Here is a 17,108-nt window from a genome sequence, read left to right as displayed (position 1 = left end):
TTTACGGAGAGTTACGGAGTGAAACAATCCCGCCGCGGTGAGCGGCAGGTTGCTTACAAGGTGAATGGATCGGCATCGCGCCAGGCTGGAAATTTTTCGCGATAGTCCTGCAAGGCGACGAGAGAAAGATCGGCATCGATACGTGTCGCCTGGTGTGGTTCGGCGGTGGCGATAATGTCGCCCTGGGGATTAATGATCCGGCTATCGCCGCGATAATGTAACCCGTTGCCATCGGTGCCAACCCGGTTGCAGCCTGCGACATAAGCCTGATTTTCAATAGCGCGCGCCGTCAGTAATGTTTGCCAGTGTAGCGAGCGCGGCGCGGGCCAGTTCGCTACATACAGCGCCAGATCGTAATCATTGCGGTTGCGCGACCATATCGGAAAGCGCAGATCGTAACAGATCAGCGGCAGAATGCGCCAACCGCGCCACTGCACGATGATGCGTTTATCGCCTGCGGCATAATGTTGATGTTCATCCGCCATACGAAACAGATGGCGCTTATCATAGAGATGAGCCTTGCCTTCCGGTTCAACCAGTAAGAAGCGATTTACGGCGCCGCGCTCAGTTTGTAGCGCCGCGCTGCCGGCAATCAGAGCGTCAGTTTGTCGGGCTTTGGCCTGCATCCACGTAATCACGCTATCTTGCGAAAGTGAGTTATTAGCGGCCTCCATCGCGAAGCCGGTGGTAAACATTTCAGGCAGAACAATCACATCCCGGCCAGATACGAGCTCTAGCTGTCTGTCAAAATGACGCAGGTTTGCCGGGCCGTCCATCCAGACTAAAGGTTGTTGCAACAGAGTAATTTTCAAACCAGACACGATCGGAGCTCCTCATTGAACAGCGTCTTTACACTGTAGCATGAGCAATAATAAAAAAGCGGCAAGAAAAAGCCCCGCGAAAGCGGGGCAGGAAAGACGCGAGACTGATTATGCGGCTTCGACTTTACGCACTTTCTCCGGCAGCTTTACCGGTTTGGTCGCCAGCGCTTCAGGTTCAAAATCATCAACGTTGATACTGCGCAGGCGGCTCTCTTCCGCTTTCGCCAGAATGGCGGCTTCATCTTTATCTATAAGCCCTTTCGCCAGCGCATTGCGCGCCAGTTCATCCAGACGAGTAAACGGCAGATTTTTACCCAGTTCTTTGCAGATGCGCTGGTGGATAGGGTCGGCAGCGATGACATCACGCAGCGCTTCTTCCAGTAAACCGACCGGATTATGTTCGGCGGGCGTCAGATACTGACCGCGCCCAATGCGTGAACGTGTGGCGTTCGGCACCTGCAGGATCTTCGCCACGGCGTGATCCAGCTTATCAGACGGCGCCAGATAATGACGGCCAGTCGGGAAGATCATCGCGGTGAGCAATCCGGCCACGACGCGGTTCGGGAAGTTCTGCAGCAGATCGTCCATCGCTTGTTCAGCACGATACAGCGCATCCTGTACGCCCCAGTGTACCAGCGGCAGGTCGGCTTCGTGGCGACCTTCGTCGTCGTAACGCTTCAGTACGGCTGAGGCCAGATAAAGCTGACTCAACACATCGCCCAGACGCGCGGAGATACGCTCGCGGCGTTTCAGGCTGCCGCCCAGTACCGCCATTGACACGTCAGACAGCAGCGCCAGGTTTGCGCTCAGTCGGTTCAGATGCTGGTAATAACGCTTCGTGGCGTCGCCGGTTGGCGTATGGCTCGTTAATCCGCGGGTCAGGCCAAGCCAGAAACTGCGGACGGTATTGCTGCCGACATGGCCGATATGTTTAAACAACAGCTTATCAAAGGCATTGACATCATTATTCTGCGCTGCGGCCATCTCTTCCAGTACATAAGGATGGCAGCGAATGGCGCCCTGACCAAAGATCATCATGCTACGGGTCAGGATATTCGCGCCTTCCACGGTAATCGCGATAGGCGCGCCCTGGTAAGCACGCGCCAGGAAGTTGCTCTCGCCCAGCATAATGCCTTTACCCCCAGTGATATCCATCGCGTCGATAATGGACTGCTGGCCGCGGTGGGTGCAGTGGTACTTCACGATAGCCGACAGTACCGCCGGTTTTTCGCCCAGCATAATGCCGTAGGTGATTAACGATGCGGCGGCATCCATCACATAAGCGTTACCTGCAATACGCGCCAGCGGTTCTTCAATACCTTCCATCTTGCCGATAGAAATTTTGAACTGACGACGAATGTGAGCATAGGCGCCGGTTGCCAGCGCGACGGATTTCACCCCGCCAGTGGAGTTGGACGGCAGGGTAATACCGCGTCCTACCGACAAACATTCCACCAGCATACGCCAGCCCTGTCCGGCCATTTTGGGGCCGCCGATAATATAATCAATAGGCACGAAAATATCGTTACCGCGGGTTGGGCCATTCTGGAACGGAACGTTAAGCGGGAAGTGACGACGACCAATTTCCACACCCGGCGTTGAGGTAGGGATCAGGGCGCAGGTAATACCCAGCTCTTCTTCTCCGCCTAACAATCTATCCGGATCGGAAAGCTTAAACGCCAGGCCCAACACGGTAGCTATCGGCGCCAGCGTAATGTAACGCTTGTTCCAGGTCAGGCGCATGCCCAGCACCTGCTGGCCCTGCCATTCGCCCATGCAAACCACGCCGGTATCCGGAATGGCGCCTGCATCAGAACCTGCTTCCGGGCTGGTCAGTGCAAAGCAGGGGATCTCCTGGCCGCGCGCCAGTCGCGGCAGATAGTGATTCTTCTGCTCTTCCGTACCATAGTGCTGCAACAACTCGCCAGGGCCGAGTGAGTTTGGAACGCCGACGGTGATAGCCAGAATCCCGGAGACGCCGGACAGTTTTTGCAGTACACGGGACTGCGCATAAGCGGAGAACTCCAGCCCGCCGTACTCTTTTTTAATGATCATCGCAAAAAAACGATGCTCTTTCAGATAAGCCCACAGTTCCGGCGGCAGATCCGCCAGTTCATGGGTAATCTGGAAATCGTTCGCCATCCGGCACGCTTCTTCTACCGGACCGTCGAGAAACGCTTGCTCTTCGGCAGTGAGTTGCGGTTGCGGATAGTTGTGCAGTTTTTTCCAGTCAGGCTTGCCCTGGAACAGATCGCCTTCCCACCAGGTTGTACCGGCATCAATCGCTTCTTTCTCAGTGCGCGACATCGGCGGCATGACCTTACGGAAGCCGCGGAACACCGGTGCGGAAATCATTGATTTTCGCATCGGTGTGAGGTTAAACGGCACGAGGATAATGGCCAGAGGAACCAACAGCCAGATGGACCACAGGCCAGCGACGCCAAGTGCGGCGGTCCAGGCGAGCAGAATCAGGCTGCTGAGAAATAAACTCACGCGGTGATAGAACAATGCGCCGAGCAGAACAACCGTAGCGATAATACTCAAAATCATCATAACGAAAAGCTCCCTTGCTTGTAGGAGGTCTGACCACTTGTGATGATTAGGTTGTAGTGGATGTAAAATTTTTTAGCAATGTGTTTACAAAATAATTACAACAAAGCTCACATTGTTGCCGTTTTTGGTGGCACGAAAAATCAAAAGCGTGAGGCGTTAATTCGGCTTATGCTTCTCGCCTGTACTGCTATCCGGTACACTGCATACTGTCATTTACATTCATGCTGAAGGATATCCTCATGTACCAGGATCTTATTCGTAACGAACTGAACGAAGCGGCGGAAACGCTGGCTAATTTTTTAAAAGATGACGCCAATATTCACGCTATTCAGCGCGCGGCGGTCCTGTTGGCTGACAGTTTTAAAGCGGGTGGTAAGGTACTTTCCTGCGGTAACGGCGGCTCCCATTGCGATGCGATGCACTTTGCTGAAGAGCTGACAGGTCGTTATCGTGAAAATCGTCCGGGCTACCCGGCAATTGCGATTTCTGATGTTAGCCATATATCCTGCGTCAGTAATGATTTTGGCTATGACTATATTTTCTCTCGTTACGTTGAGGCGGTAGGGCGCGAAGGCGATGTCCTGTTAGGGATCTCGACGTCGGGTAACTCTGGTAACGTGATTAAAGCGATTGCCGCGGCCCGTGAAAAAGGCATGAAAGTGATTACGTTGACCGGCAAAGACGGCGGCAAAATGGCGGGAACGGCGGATATTGAAATTCGCGTACCGCACTTCGGTTATGCCGATCGTATTCAGGAAATTCATATCAAAGTAATTCATATCCTGATTCAGTTGATCGAAAAAGAGATGGTTAAATAACTATACCCGTCATACTTCAAGCTGCAGGTGCGTTGGTTGCGCTCAGAAACCCCAGTCACATAGTTATCTATGTTCCTGGGGATTTCCTCCCTTACCGCCTTCCTGCAACTCGAATTATTTAGGGTATAGCATATTGTTTTCTTTGATATTTTTAGTTTTGATTGGCTGTAAAAATTACGCCTTCCCGCTTAAGGCGTTTGTGGAGGTGATGTATGTGCGAACTGCTTGGGATGAGCGCTAATGTGCCGACGGATATCTGCTTTAGCTTCACCGGACTGGTGCAGCGTGGCGGCGGAACCGGGCCGCATAAAGACGGCTGGGGAATTACCTTTTACGAAGGAAAGGGCTGTCGCACGTTTAAAGATCCGCAACCGAGCTACCATTCGCCGATTGCGAAACTGGTACAGAATTACCCGATCAAGTCCTGCTCGGTTATCGCTCATATCCGTCAGGCTAATCGCGGTGAAGTGGCGCTGGAAAATACGCACCCTTTTACCCGGGAATTATGGGGACGCAACTGGACTTATGCTCATAACGGTCAGCTCAACGGTTATAAGTCGCTGGAAACCGGTAATTTTCGTCCGGTGGGGGAAACCGACAGCGAAAAAGCGTTTTGCTGGCTATTGCATAAATTAACGCAGCGTTATCCCCGCACTCCGGGCAACATGACAGCGGTATTTAAATATATTGCGACACTGGCGACGGTATTACGTGAAAAAGGCGTTTTTAACATGCTGCTGTCAGATGGGCGATATGTGATGGCGTTTTGCTCAACCCATTTGCACTGGATCACTCGCCGGGCGCCGTTTGGCGTAGCCACGCTGGTGGATCAGGATATGGAAATTGATTTCAGTTCACAGACCACGCCAAATGACGTGGTTACCGTGATTGCTACCCAGCCGCTAACGGGGAATGAAACCTGGCAAAAGATTATGCCAGGCGAATGGGCGTTATTTTGCCTCGGAGAGCGTATAATTTGAGGCCAGCTGTGGCTGAACGACTTCGTGACTCAACGGTTTGCTCACGACGTAACGTCCATCAACGATAGAAACAGTTGGCGGCTTATGCGTCTGTTCAAAATAATCGTAGCCGGGTTTTAGCTGCGCCCAGAAATCTTTGTAATATGAATATTTATGACGCTGCATATTGGCGTCGGTCATCCGGAACGGATAAATACTCACCTGCACGCTCGGCTGACCAAAGACCAGCGCGGCGGTGACAAACTGGAAAATCTCATCAATGCCGCTGTCGGTCATGGCATAGCAGCCGACGGAAACACAGGCGCCGTGAATCATCAGATATTTACCATCATAGCCATGCGCGCGATCGTAGGCATTGGGAAAACCAATGTTGATGGCCTTATAAAAACGGCTGTCTGGCTTGAGTTGATTGCGCTGAACGCTGTAAAACCCTTCCGGACTTTTAAAATCGCCCTGACGGCGTTTCGGGCCTAACCCGCCGGAATAGTTGCAAATTTTGTAGCTATCAAGCAACTGGTATTGCTCACCCATTTTGACGTAAAGATCAAGGGTGCGCTCTTCTTTAAAAATCTGAATATAGACCGGTGAGCCCATTAACTGCTGCTTATACTCTTTACTGACCGGCGTGACGGGGCTGCTGCTGCTCAGCAAACCGGCAAATGAGACGCACGGCATCAGAAGCATCGCAAGAAAAAATGCGATTTTACGCATACTGCTTGTTCCTTGATAAAACGGTTACACACGCCAGAACGGCAAAAGAGTCCCCAAATCGGAGTAATCTGGATTTGGAGCGCTCACATTAGCACCACGGCAGTTTTTCGCAAGTCCCCGTGTGTACGTTTACAATTTTCCCGCCGCTTTCGTCGTCATACCTTCGAATATGTCGCATTTTTAACGCGAATGTCTCTTTGCGCGCAATAAAACATACTGTACACTTAAACAGTATTGTGGGGGCGAGCGATGCGCAAAATCATACATGTTGATATGGACTGTTTTTTTGCCGCGGTAGAGATGCGTGATAATCCGGCGTTACGCGATATCCCCATTGCCATTGGCGGGAGTCGTGAGCGAAGAGGCGTTATCAGTACCGCCAACTATCCTGCGCGCCAGTTTGGCGTACGTAGCGCGATGCCGACCGCCATGGCGCTAAAGCTGTGCCCCCATCTCACCTTACTGCCTGGCCGCTTTGACGCCTATAAAGAGGCTTCGCGGCATGTACGTGACATCTTTTCCCGCTACACTTCACTGATTGAACCGCTCTCGCTGGATGAAGCCTGGCTGGATGTGACTGACAGCCCGCACTGTTATGGTTCGGCAACTCTGATCGCCAGGGAGATTCGTCAGACTATTTTCAATGAACTGCAACTCACCGCCTCCGCCGGCGTTGCGCCAGTGAAATTTCTGGCGAAGATCGCCTCCGATCTCAATAAACCGAACGGACAATATGTTATTACGCCAGCCGATGTACCCGACTTTCTTAAAACGTTGCCGTTAGCCAAAATTCCAGGCGTGGGGAAAGTTTCCGCCGCCAAACTGGAAAATATGGGGTTAAGAACCTGCGGGGATATTCAACAGTGCGATCTGGCGATGCTTCTCAAACGCTTTGGTAAATTTGGCCGGGTATTATGGGAGCGTAGTCAGGGTATTGACGAGCGTGATGTTAACAGCGAAAGGCTGCGTAAATCGGTAGGCGTTGAGCGTACTCTGGCGGAGGATATTCATGAGTGGTCGGACTGCGAGGCCATTATTGAACATTTATATCCGGAACTGGAGCGTCGTCTGGCTATAGTAAAGCCCGATTTACTGATTGCCCGACAGGGCGTTAAATTAAAATTTAATGATTTTCAGCAAACCACTCAGGAACATGTCTGGCCGCAATTAAATAAAGAAGACTTAATTACCACCGCCCGTAAAACCTGGGACGAGCGTCGCGGCGAGCGCGGCGTACGGCTGGTGGGGTTACACGTAACGCTGCTCGACCCTCAATTGGAACGACAGTTGGTGTTAGGGTTATAAGTCAGGCTATTAAGATTTTATCACTATTACGATTGCGCCATCTAAATTTCAGTATTACTATACCCGCGTTTTCTCATTCTCAATAACTGCAAAGGAGGTTCATCATGACACTTTATTCTCTGAACGCACTTTGCAGACCTTTCCAGGATTAATTTTCTTTTATTGCCCTGGATTAGTCTGCCATTTCCTGATTTTTTAATTCATATATGGAATGGTATATGGGCAATTATATTCGTCCTTTATCAGATGTGGTATTTTCTATCGCATCGGATAACCTGTGGATCGAAGATTCCGCGATCCAACAATTATATACGACGGCTAAGTTAACCGGTATGAAACGCGTTATCGGGATGCCAGATCTGCATCCGGGGCGTGGCTATCCTATTGGCGCAGCCTTTTTCTCACGTGGACGTTTTTATCCGGCGCTGGTCGGCAACGATATCGGCTGCGGCATGGCGTTATGGCAAACGGATATTTTAGGGCGTAAATATAACGCCGATAAACTGGAGAAGCGGCTGGCGTCGCTGCCTGACGTGGCGGACGCGCAGTGGCTGGAGGAGAATGTCCCCGCCGCAATGCAGCATCATTCGTGGCGCTCTGCGCTGGGTTCTATTGGCGGCGGCAATCATTTTGCCGAGCTGCAACAGGTCGATCGCATCGTCGATGCTGATTCGTTCGCATTGTCAGGGTTAAAAAAAACGCAGTTATTACTGCTGGTACACAGTGGTTCACGCGGTCTGGGGCAAGCTATCCTGCGTCGTCATGTGGAGGCGTTTTCGCATAACGGTTTGCCGGAAGATAGCGACGATGCGCGCCGCTACCTTGCAGAACATGACGATGCGCTGGCATTTGCCCGCAGTAATCGCGCGCTGATTGCCCGCCGGATACTGCAACAGCTCAGGGCTGAGGGCGAACCGCGGCTGGATGTGGCGCATAACTTTGTTGAACCCTGTACTGTCGCGGGTGAGGCGGGGTGGCTGCATCGTAAAGGCGCTACGCCAGATGGGCAGGGACTGGTGATTATCCCCGGCTCGCGCGGCGATTATAGCTGGCTGGTGAAACCCGTCGTCAGCGAGGAGAGCCTCTTCTCCCTGGCGCACGGCGCGGGGCGCAAATGGATGCGTACCGAGTGTAAAGACCGGTTATCGGCAAAATTTACCCCGCGACAGCTCTGCCGTACCGGGATGGGTAGCCGGGTGATTTGCCGCGATCGCCAGCTCATTTATGAAGAAGCGCCGCAGGCGTATAAATCCATCGATAGCGTTGTGGATTGTCTGGCAGACGCCGGACTGATTACGCCAGTTGCCTGCCTGCGTCCGGTGCTGACGCTGAAAACCTCAGGGGAGAAAAGCGCATGATCTTACTGCAACTTTCTTCTGCGCAGGGACCGGACGAGTGTTGTCTGGCGGTAAAAAAAGCGCTGGATTGTCTGACGAAAGAAGCTGCCAGAGAAAAGGTATCGTTGACGCGACTTGAAACAGAGCCGGGACGATTACCAGACACGCTACGTTCCGCGCTGGTCTCGCTGGACGGCGAAAAAGCCATGGCTTTCAGTGAACGTTGGTGCGGCACGTTACTGTGGATTTGTACCAGCCCGTATCGCCCGCACCATGGGCGAAAAAACTGGTACGTCGGCATTGGGCGCTTTTCCGCCGACGAGCACATACAGTCTGATGAGATTCGTTTCGAGACTCTGCGCTCTTCCGGCCCGGGTGGGCAGCACGTTAATAAAACCGACTCGGCAGTGCGGGCCACGCACCTGGCGAGCGGGATTAGCGTGAAGGTTCAGTCGGAGCGCAGTCAACATGCGAATAAGCGTCTGGCCCGGCTGCTGATTGCCTGGCGGCTGGAACAGCAACGGCAAAATGAGTGTGCGGCGTTGAAGTCTGAAAGGCGTCTGTTCCATCATCAGATTGAGCGCGGCAATCCGCTGCGGATATTTAAAGGAATGGCGTTTACGCCACAATAATTCGGTGTTACCGGCGCTGTTATAGGTCTGTCTGGCTATTCGCGTGTAGCCGCAGCGCTATTCAGCGCATCCGGGAGAGCTTATCTGGCAATGGATACCCGATATTCCATATTGATAGCCCGTCCAGAAATGGGACGGGCATTTTAGCGCTTTCTTACTTCGCAGGAATCGCTTTCAGCAATTCGGTCAGCAGAGTCCAGTAGTGGCCGACGCTTTCGATATGCACCTGCTCATCCGGAGAGTGAGGTCCGGTAATGGTAGGCCCAATAGAAACCATGTCCATATCCGGATAGGGTTTCTTAAACAGACCGCATTCCAGGCCGGCGTGGATAATCTGGATGTTCGGTGTCTTGTTGAACAGACGCTGATAGGTTTCCCGCACCAGGTGCATGACCGGCGAGTTCGCATCGGGCTGCCAGCCAGGATAGCTGCCTTTTGCTTCGGTTTTCGCGCCAGCCAGCTTGCCCAGCGAATCCAGCATACTCACCACATAATCTTTACCGCTGTCGATAAGAGAGCGAATCAGGCAGTGAATTTCGACATTCGCATCAGACATTGTGACCACGCCAACGTTCAGCGATGTTTCCACTACGCCTTTCGCCACGTCTGAATTGCGGATCACGCCGTTCGGCGTTGCGTTCAGCAGGCGCACAAAGGTATCGCGTGACGGCGCGGTCAATGCGGCTTTATCACTGGCAACCTCATTGAGTTGCAGCGTCAGGTTTTTCTCTTTTTCCGCCAGTTCGTTTTTCAGAATATCCTGGTAAGCGTTCACTAACGTTTTCAGAGCGCCTACGTTGTCTGCGGCAACGGCGAGGGTAGCGAACGCTTCGCGCGGAATCGCGTTACGCAGCGTGCCGCCGTTGAAATCGATCAGACGCAGATCCAGTTCTTCTGCGTGCCCGGCCAGAAAACGCGCCAGCAATTTGTTGGCATTGCCAAGGCCGAGGTGAATTTCACCACCGGAGTGGCCGCCTTTCAGGCCTTTCAGGGTTAGCTTAAAGCACGCAAATCCTGCGGGTACAGCTTCACGGGTCAACGGCAGATTAGAGGTAAAATCGATGCCGCCTGCGCAGCCCATATAGATCTCACCTTCTTCTTCAGAGTCGGTGTTGATCAGGATGTCGGCCTGCAACCAGCCGGACTGGAGGCCGAACGCGCCATCCATGCCCGCTTCTTCGGTCATGGTCAGCAGCACTTCCAGCGGGCCGTGGACGACATTATCGTCAGCCAGTACCGCTAACGCAGAAGCCATTCCAATACCATTGTCGGCGCCGAGCGTAGTACCGCGCGCTTTAACCCATTCGCCATCAATATAAGGCTGGATGGGATCTGTAGTGAAGTCGTGAACGGTGTCGCTATTTTTTTGCGGCACCATATCCAGATGCGCCTGTAAAACGACCGGCTTGCGATTTTCCATACCTGCAGTGGCGGGCTTACGGATCAGAATATTACCGACCTGGTCGCGATCCACGTAAAGGCCTTTCTCTTTGGCCCAACTCACAATATGTTCCGCGAGTTGCTCTTCATGATAGGACGGGTGAGGAATAGAACAGATTTTGGCAAAAATATCCCACAAAGGTTGTGGTGATAACTGAGACAGTTCAGACACGATAAGTCTCCTTGGCGGTGGTCTGAAAAACGTTCTTACAGGCCACAGGGTTAGCGGAATTGATAACTCTTACGAGATGCGACTGAGAATACCACTTTCTCCGCCTGCGGGTAGTATAAAGCATACAAAAAGAGGCGTGGATTCCGCTAAACACTGGTTTTTAGCGCGTCAGGTCTCTATAATCTCGCGCAACTATTTCCCCCTCGAACACTTTTTAAGCCGTAGATAAACAGGCTGGGACACTTCACATGAGCGAAAAATACGTCGTCACCTGGGACATGTTGCAGATTCACGCACGCAAACTGGCGAGCCGCCTCATGCCTTCAGAACAATGGAAAGGCATTATTGCCGTAAGTCGTGGCGGCCTTGTACCGGGCGCACTACTGGCGCGTGAATTGGGCATTCGTCATGTCGATACCGTATGCATCTCCAGCTACGATCACGATAACCAGCGCGAACTGAAAGTGCTGAAACGTGCAGAAGGCGACGGCGAAGGCTTTATCGTCATCGACGATCTGGTCGATACCGGCGGCACCGCCGTCGCGATTCGCGAAATGTACCCTAAAGCGCATTTCGTCACGATTTTCGCTAAACCGGCGGGCCGTCCGCTGGTTGATGATTATGTTATTGATATTCCTCAGAACACCTGGATTGAGCAGCCCTGGGATATGGGTGTGGTATTTGTACCGCCGATTTCAGGTCGTTAATCAGCAGCTTTTCAGAGCGCCCGGCAATGCCGGGCGCTGTTTTATTGGTTACAATAAGCCTCTATGAGTATCCAAGGAGGCTGCACGAATGACACAGGCTAACCTCAGCGAAACCCTGTTCAAACCCCGCTTTAAACATACTGAAACGTCTACCCTTGTCCGTCGGTTCAATCGTGGGTCGCAGCCGCCCATGCAATCCGCGCTGGACGGTAAGAACGTCCCGCACTGGTACCGCATGATAAACCGCCTGATGTGGATTTGGCGCGGCGTTGATCCACGAGAAATCCTTGATGTGCAGGCGCGCATTGTGATGAGCGACGCAGAGCGAACGGATGATGATTTATACGATACGGTCATCGGTTACCGCGGCGGCAACTGGATTTATGAGTGGGCAAAGCAGGCGATGGACTGGCAGCAGAAAGCCTGTCAGGAACAGGACGCCATGCGCAGCGGACGCTACTGGCTTCATGCTTCAACGCTCTATAACATTGCCGCCTACCCGCATTTGAAGGGCGATGAGCTGGCGGAGCAGGCGCAGGCGCTGGCGAATCGCGCCTATGAAGAGGCCGCGCAGCGGTTGCCCGGCTCGTTACGTGAAATGGAATTTGCCGTTCCTGGCGGTTCGCCTGTCACCGCGTTTTTACATATGCCGAAAGGGGATGGTCCGTTTCCGACGGTGCTCATGTGCGGCGGCCTGGACGCCATGCAAACCGACTATTACACCCTGTATGAACGATATTTCGCGCCGCGCGGTATCGCGATGTTAACGCTTGATATGCCTTCGGTTGGATTTTCATCAAAGTGGAAATTAACCCAGGATTCCAGCTTGCTCCACCAGCATGTGTTAAAAGCGCTTCCTAATGTCCCCTGGGTGGATCATACCCGTGTTGCGGCGTTTGGTTTCCGTTTTGGCGCCAACGTTGCGGTGCGTCTGGCCTATCTGGAAGCGCCGCGTTTGAAAGCGGTGGCTTGCCTGGGGCCGGTGGTCCATGCGCTACTTAGCGATCCGCAACGACAGAGCACGGTGCCGGAGATGTATCTGGATGTGCTGGCCAGCCGTCTGGGTATGCATGATGCTTCGGATGAGGCGCTGCGTGTGGAGCTCAATCGCTATTCGTTGAAAGTACAGGGGCTACTGGGCAGACGTTGTCCTACGCCAATGCTTTCCGGCTTCTGGAAAAACGATCCCTTCAGCCCGGAAGAAGAGTCTCGCTTAATTACAACATCATCTTCAGACGGTAAGCTGATAGAGATCCCTTTTAACCCGGTGTACCGCAATTTTGACCACGCGCTGCAAGAAATTACCGACTGGATTAATCATAGATTGTGTTAATAGATTGATAAATTCTATTGATTTGGTAAAACAGTTGCTTCATTAAAGGAGATCGCAATGACGTTACCGAGTGGACACCCGAAAAGTAGATTGATCAAGAAATTTACCGCGCTTGGCCCCTATATCCGGGAAGGGCAGTGCGAAGACAATCGTTTTTTTTTCGATTGCCTGGCAGTTTGCGTCAACGTGAAGCCCGCGCCAGAGAAGCGTGAATTTTGGGGCTGGTGGATGGAGCTGGAAGCACAAGAGAAACGCTTCACTTATCGTTATCAGTTTGGTTTGTTTGATAAAGAGGGCAACTGGACCGCAGTGCCGATTAACGAAACCGAAGTGGTGGAGCGACTGGAATACACGCTACGCGAGTTTCATGAAAAGCTACGCGACCTGCTGATTTCTATGGAGCTGGCGCTGGAGCCGTCTGACGATTTCAACGACGAGCCGGTAAAACTGTCGGCATAACCCTGCTGTCATGCCTGATGGCGTAGCGCCATCAGGCACAATGCGACTTATCAGAACTGGTAGGTCAACCCTATTGCCACAATATCATCGTCATTAATGCCTAACGTGTTATCGCTATCAAGCTGATTGATTTTGTAATCTACAAACGCGGACATATTTTTGTTGAAGTAATAGGTTGCGCCCACGTCAATGTAATTCACCAAATCCTCACTGCCGACGCCCTCAATATCTTTGCCTTTTGACAGCACATAGCCTAATGACGGACGCAGACCAAAATCAAACTGATACTGGATAACTGCTTCGAAGTTTTGGGTTTTATTGGCAAATCCGCCGGAAACTGGCGTCATGTTGCGGGTTTCTGAATAGAAGGTCGCAATATAAATATCATTCGCGTCATACTTTACACCTGTAGCCCAGGCTTCGGCTTTATCGCCCGTACCGCGGCGCTGCAGATTTTGCTCCCTGGTGCGATCGGAGAGAGTATAAGCGCCGCTGACGGCAAAATCGCTGCCGCCGAAATCATAGCTCACGGAAGTGCCGAAGCCGTCGCCGTTTTGCTTTTTCACATCGCGATCTTCGTTTTTCCCCTGATACTGTAAGGTAAGATCCAGTCCATCAACGATGCCGAAGAAATCGGTATTGCGGTAAGTCGCCAGCCCGCTGGCGCGTTTAGTCATAAAATTATCGGTCTGGGCGGAAGAGTCGCCGCCGAATTCGGGAAACATATCCGTCCAGGCCTCAACATCGTACAGCGCGCCCAGGTTACGTCCATAGTCAAAAGAACCGATATCTTTTAATTTCAGGCCAGCAAAGGCCAGGCGGGTTTTTTGCTGGGACGAATCACTTTCGGCTTTATTACCGGCAAACTCAGCTTCCCAGCGCCCGTAGCCGGTCAATTGATCGTTAATTTGCGTTTCGCCTTTAAAACCAAAACGAACGTAGCTTTGATCGCCATCTTTGCTGTCATAATCGCTCATATAGTGCATGGCTTTAACTTTTCCATACACATCAAGCTTATTACCGTTTTTATTGTAAACCTCGGCGGCGTGAACAGATGCTGATGCGATGATACTCACCACTATTGCCAGAGTGCTCTTATTCATTTCCATTCCTGTTTTAATTACGCGCTATGATTTGTCGGGAGACCCGGTAAAAAACAGGAAGGTTTTTAACGTTCGGTAATGAAAGATTTATGACAAAGTGAGAATTTTTTTAAAAAAATATGTTTAATTGTTGCGGTAATAAAATGGTCAAATTCCGCCGCTACGCTTGCTGATCCTGCGCAACAAAATTTCACGCTACGCGTACAGGTTGTTGGCAACCGGAGCCAGTCCTGCTAAAACGTTCATTTGGTCTTTATTTCTTATTTTGAACGGCAGAGAATCATGAGTGACAGCCAGACGCTGGTCGTAAAACTCGGCACCAGCGTGCTAACAGGCGGATCGCGCCGCCTGAACCGTGCCCATATCGTAGAGCTTGTCCGCCAGTGCGCGCAGCTACACGCCGCGGGACATCGTATTGTTATTGTTACCTCTGGCGCGATTGCCGCCGGACGTGAACATCTCGGCTACCCGGAACTGCCGGCAACGATCGCCTCTAAACAGCTTCTGGCGGCGGTAGGGCAAAGCCGTCTGATTCAACTGTGGGAGCAGTTGTTTTCAATTTACGGTATCCACATCGGGCAGATGCTGTTGACGCGTGCGGATATGGAAGACAGAGAGCGCTTTCTGAACGCCCGCGATACGCTGCGTGCATTACTGGATAACCATATTGTGCCGGTTATCAATGAAAATGATGCCGTTGCGACAGCGGAAATTAAAGTGGGCGACAACGATAACCTCTCCGCGCTGGCGGCGATCCTGGCAGGCGCGGATAAACTGCTGCTGCTGACCGATCAGCAAGGATTATTTACCGCCGATCCGCGTAGCAATCCGCAGGCGGAGCTTATCAAAGATGTGTATGGCGTTGACGATGCGCTGCGCTCTATCGCGGGAGACAGCGTTTCCGGGCTGGGAACCGGTGGTATGAGCACTAAGCTTCAGGCGGCAGACGTGGCCTGTCGCGCGGGTATTGATACGATTATTGCCTCAGGCAGTAAACCGGGCGTGATCGGCGATGTGATGGAGGGGATTTCCGTCGGCACCCGTTTTCATGCGCAAGCCTCGCCGCTGGAGAACCGCAAACGCTGGATCTTCGGCGCGCCGCCGGCAGGCGAAATTACGGTTGATGAAGGCGCGACCGCGGCAATGCTGGAACGTGGCAGTTCACTTCTGCCAAAAGGCATCAAAAGCGTGACGGGCAATTTCTCGCGGGGGGAGGTCATCAGAATTTGTAACCTGCAAGGGCGTGATATCGCTCATGGCGTCAGCCGTTATAACAGTGATGCTCTGCGGCGGATAGCCGGTCACCACTCTCAACAAATCGATGCGATTCTGGGCTATGAATATGGCCCGGTCGCTGTTCATCGTGATGACATGATTACTCGATAAGGAACAGGCATATGCTGGAACAAATGGGCATTGCTGCTAAAGCGGCGTCGTATAAGCTGGCGCTGCTCTCCAGCGGCGAAAAAAATCGCGTGCTGGAAAAAATAGCCGATGAACTGGAAGCGCAAATGGAAAGTATCCTCAGCGCGAACGTACAAGATGTTGAGCAGGCGCGGGCCAACGGCCTGAGCGAAGCGATGCTGGACCGCCTGGCGCTGACCCCTGCGCGTCTGAAAGCGATTGCTGACGATGTGCGCCAGGTCTGTAATCTCGCCGACCCGGTCGGGCAGGTGATCGACGGCGGTCTGCTGGACAGCGGGCTACGTCTGGAGCGCCGCCGCGTGCCGTTGGGCGTGGTTGGCGTTATCTATGAGGCGCGTCCGAATGTTACCGTTGATGTGGCTTCTTTGTGTCTGAAAACCGGTAATGCGGTGATTCTACGCGGTGGGAAAGAGACGCATCGCACGAATGCCGCAACCGTTCGTGTCATTCAGAAGGCGCTGAAAGCTTGCGGTTTACCGGAAGCGGCGGTTCAGGCGATTGATAATCCGGACCGTTCGCTGGTCAATGAAATGCTGCGTATGGATAAGTACATCGATATGCTGATCCCGCGCGGCGGCGCAGGCTTGCATAAACTGTGCCGCGAGCAATCCACCATTCCGGTGATTACCGGCGGGATTGGCGTGTGCCATATTTTTGTTGATAGCAGCGCAGACATCGCCTCGGCGCTGAAGATTATTGTCAACGCTAAAACCCAGCGCCCGAGCACCTGTAACACGGTGGAAACCTTGCTGGTGCATCAGGACATCGCAGAACGCTTTTTGCCTGCGCTGAGCAAGCAGATGGCGGAGAGCGGCGTGACGTTGCATGGGGATGAAACCGTCATGCAGGTACTGCATGGCCCTGCCAAACTGGTGCCGCTGAAACCGGAAGAGCTGGATAACGAGTTTCTGTCTCTGGATCTGAACGTTGTGGTGGTCGAAAATATGGATGGCGCTATCGCTCACATTCGCGAACATGGTACTCAGCACTCCGATGCGATTTTGACGAGTGATATGCATAATGCTGCGCGTTTCGTGAACGAAGTGGATTCCGCTGCGGTTTATGTCAACGCCTCTACCCGTTTTACCGACGGCGGGCAGTTTGGGCTTGGCGCAGAAGTGGCGGTCAGCACGCAGAAATTACATGCCCGCGGTCCGATGGGGCTTGAAGCGCTTACCACCTATAAGTGGATAGGCTTTGGCGATGGTACGATTCGTGCGTAATTAATGTCGAGCGGTGCAAAAATAGCCGGTTGAGTAGCAAGGCTATTGACGCACCGCCCGGTTAGTTTTAACCTTCTACCCCGTGATTC

General features: G+C 52.6%; 15 protein-coding genes. 10 read left to right on the top strand and 5 right to left on the bottom strand.

What is annotated here, in order from left to right:
- Nucleotides 1-53: 53 nt before the first annotated feature.
- Complete coding sequence (locus QEN32_RS16985) at nucleotides 54-821, bottom strand: amidohydrolase (protein ID WP_094947984.1); 768 nt, start codon at nucleotides 819-821, stop codon at nucleotides 54-56.
- A gap of 108 nt (nucleotides 822-929) precedes the next feature.
- A complete protein-coding gene (gene fadE / locus QEN32_RS16980) occupies nucleotides 930-3,374 on the bottom strand; it encodes an acyl-CoA dehydrogenase FadE (protein ID WP_000973041.1) in 2,445 nt (814 codons plus the stop codon).
- 239 nt (nucleotides 3,375-3,613) lie between these two features.
- Here fadE and lpcA point away from each other — a divergent pair, with 239 nt between their 5' ends.
- Complete coding sequence (gene lpcA, locus QEN32_RS16975; protein ID WP_000284051.1) at nucleotides 3,614-4,192, top strand: D-sedoheptulose 7-phosphate isomerase; 579 nt, start codon at nucleotides 3,614-3,616, stop codon at nucleotides 4,190-4,192.
- 212 nt (nucleotides 4,193-4,404) lie between these two features.
- Nucleotides 4,405-5,172, top strand: coding sequence for a class II glutamine amidotransferase (locus QEN32_RS16970; protein ID WP_000333387.1), 768 nt, complete (start codon nucleotides 4,405-4,407; stop codon nucleotides 5,170-5,172).
- Here QEN32_RS16970 and dpaA read toward each other — a convergent pair.
- Nucleotides 5,143-5,883 (bottom strand): peptidoglycan meso-diaminopimelic acid protein amidase, encoded by a 741-nt coding sequence (gene dpaA / locus QEN32_RS16965; protein WP_001225658.1) that lies wholly within the window; start codon nucleotides 5,881-5,883, stop codon nucleotides 5,143-5,145. The two genes, QEN32_RS16970 and dpaA, sit on opposite strands and share 30 nt — an antisense overlap.
- Nucleotides 5,884-6,132: 249 nt before the next feature.
- Here dpaA and dinB point away from each other — a divergent pair, with 249 nt between their 5' ends.
- From dinB to prfH, 3 genes are all read left to right on the top strand, one after another.
- Nucleotides 6,133-7,188, top strand: coding sequence for a DNA polymerase IV (gene dinB, locus QEN32_RS16960; RefSeq protein ID WP_001226198.1), 1,056 nt, complete (start codon nucleotides 6,133-6,135; stop codon nucleotides 7,186-7,188).
- A gap of 218 nt (nucleotides 7,189-7,406) precedes the next feature.
- The gene (locus QEN32_RS16955) at nucleotides 7,407-8,546 is read left to right on the top strand and encodes an RNA ligase RtcB family protein (RefSeq protein ID WP_000528878.1); all 1,140 of its coding nucleotides are present in this window, start codon (nucleotides 7,407-7,409) and stop codon (nucleotides 8,544-8,546) included.
- Entirely contained in the window at nucleotides 8,543-9,157 is a 615-nt protein-coding gene (gene prfH, locus QEN32_RS16950; RefSeq protein WP_000602086.1) for a peptide chain release factor H, read from the top strand. The genes QEN32_RS16955 and prfH overlap by 4 nt, the downstream gene beginning before the upstream one ends.
- Nucleotides 9,158-9,311: 154 nt before the next feature.
- Here the strand turns inward: prfH and pepD are convergent, their stop codons facing one another.
- Nucleotides 9,312-10,769 carry a cytosol nonspecific dipeptidase gene (pepD, locus tag QEN32_RS16945; RefSeq protein ID WP_001292977.1) on the bottom strand — a complete coding sequence of 486 codons (1,458 nt, stop codon included), beginning with the start codon at nucleotides 10,767-10,769 and terminating at the stop codon, nucleotides 9,312-9,314.
- Nucleotides 10,770-11,017: 248 nt separating this feature from the next.
- Between pepD and gpt the strand changes: the two genes are divergently transcribed.
- From gpt to crl, 3 genes are all read left to right on the top strand, one after another.
- Nucleotides 11,018-11,476 carry a xanthine phosphoribosyltransferase gene (gpt, locus tag QEN32_RS16940; protein WP_001292018.1) on the top strand — a complete coding sequence of 153 codons (459 nt, stop codon included), beginning with the start codon at nucleotides 11,018-11,020 and terminating at the stop codon, nucleotides 11,474-11,476.
- Nucleotides 11,477-11,564: 88 nt separating this feature from the next.
- Nucleotides 11,565-12,809: an esterase FrsA gene (frsA, locus tag QEN32_RS16935; RefSeq protein WP_000189586.1), complete on the top strand. Its 1,245-nt coding sequence runs from the start codon at nucleotides 11,565-11,567 to the stop codon at nucleotides 12,807-12,809.
- A 57-nt stretch (nucleotides 12,810-12,866) separates the two neighbouring features.
- On the top strand, nucleotides 12,867-13,268 hold the full coding sequence (gene crl, locus QEN32_RS16930; RefSeq protein ID WP_000174693.1) for a sigma factor-binding protein Crl: 402 nt from the start codon (nucleotides 12,867-12,869) through the stop codon (nucleotides 13,266-13,268).
- A gap of 50 nt (nucleotides 13,269-13,318) precedes the next feature.
- Here the strand turns inward: crl and phoE are convergent, their stop codons facing one another.
- The gene (gene phoE / locus QEN32_RS16925; RefSeq protein ID WP_001043667.1) at nucleotides 13,319-14,371 is read right to left on the bottom strand and encodes a phosphoporin PhoE; all 1,053 of its coding nucleotides are present in this window, start codon (nucleotides 14,369-14,371) and stop codon (nucleotides 13,319-13,321) included.
- A gap of 282 nt (nucleotides 14,372-14,653) precedes the next feature.
- Between phoE and proB the strand changes: the two genes are divergently transcribed.
- Both proB and proA read left to right on the top strand, forming a co-directional pair.
- The gene (gene proB, locus QEN32_RS16920; protein WP_001285275.1) at nucleotides 14,654-15,757 is read left to right on the top strand and encodes a glutamate 5-kinase; all 1,104 of its coding nucleotides are present in this window, start codon (nucleotides 14,654-14,656) and stop codon (nucleotides 15,755-15,757) included.
- An 11-nt stretch (nucleotides 15,758-15,768) separates the two neighbouring features.
- A complete protein-coding gene (gene proA / locus QEN32_RS16915; RefSeq protein ID WP_265321867.1) occupies nucleotides 15,769-17,019 on the top strand; it encodes a glutamate-5-semialdehyde dehydrogenase in 1,251 nt (416 codons plus the stop codon).
- Nucleotides 17,020-17,108: the final 89 nt, after the last annotated feature.

The organism is Salmonella sp. SA14318, assembly GCF_029866905.1.
Lineage (GTDB): Bacteria > Pseudomonadota > Gammaproteobacteria > Enterobacterales > Enterobacteriaceae > Salmonella > Salmonella enterica.
This window is presented reverse-complemented; position numbering and strand designations above follow the sequence as displayed.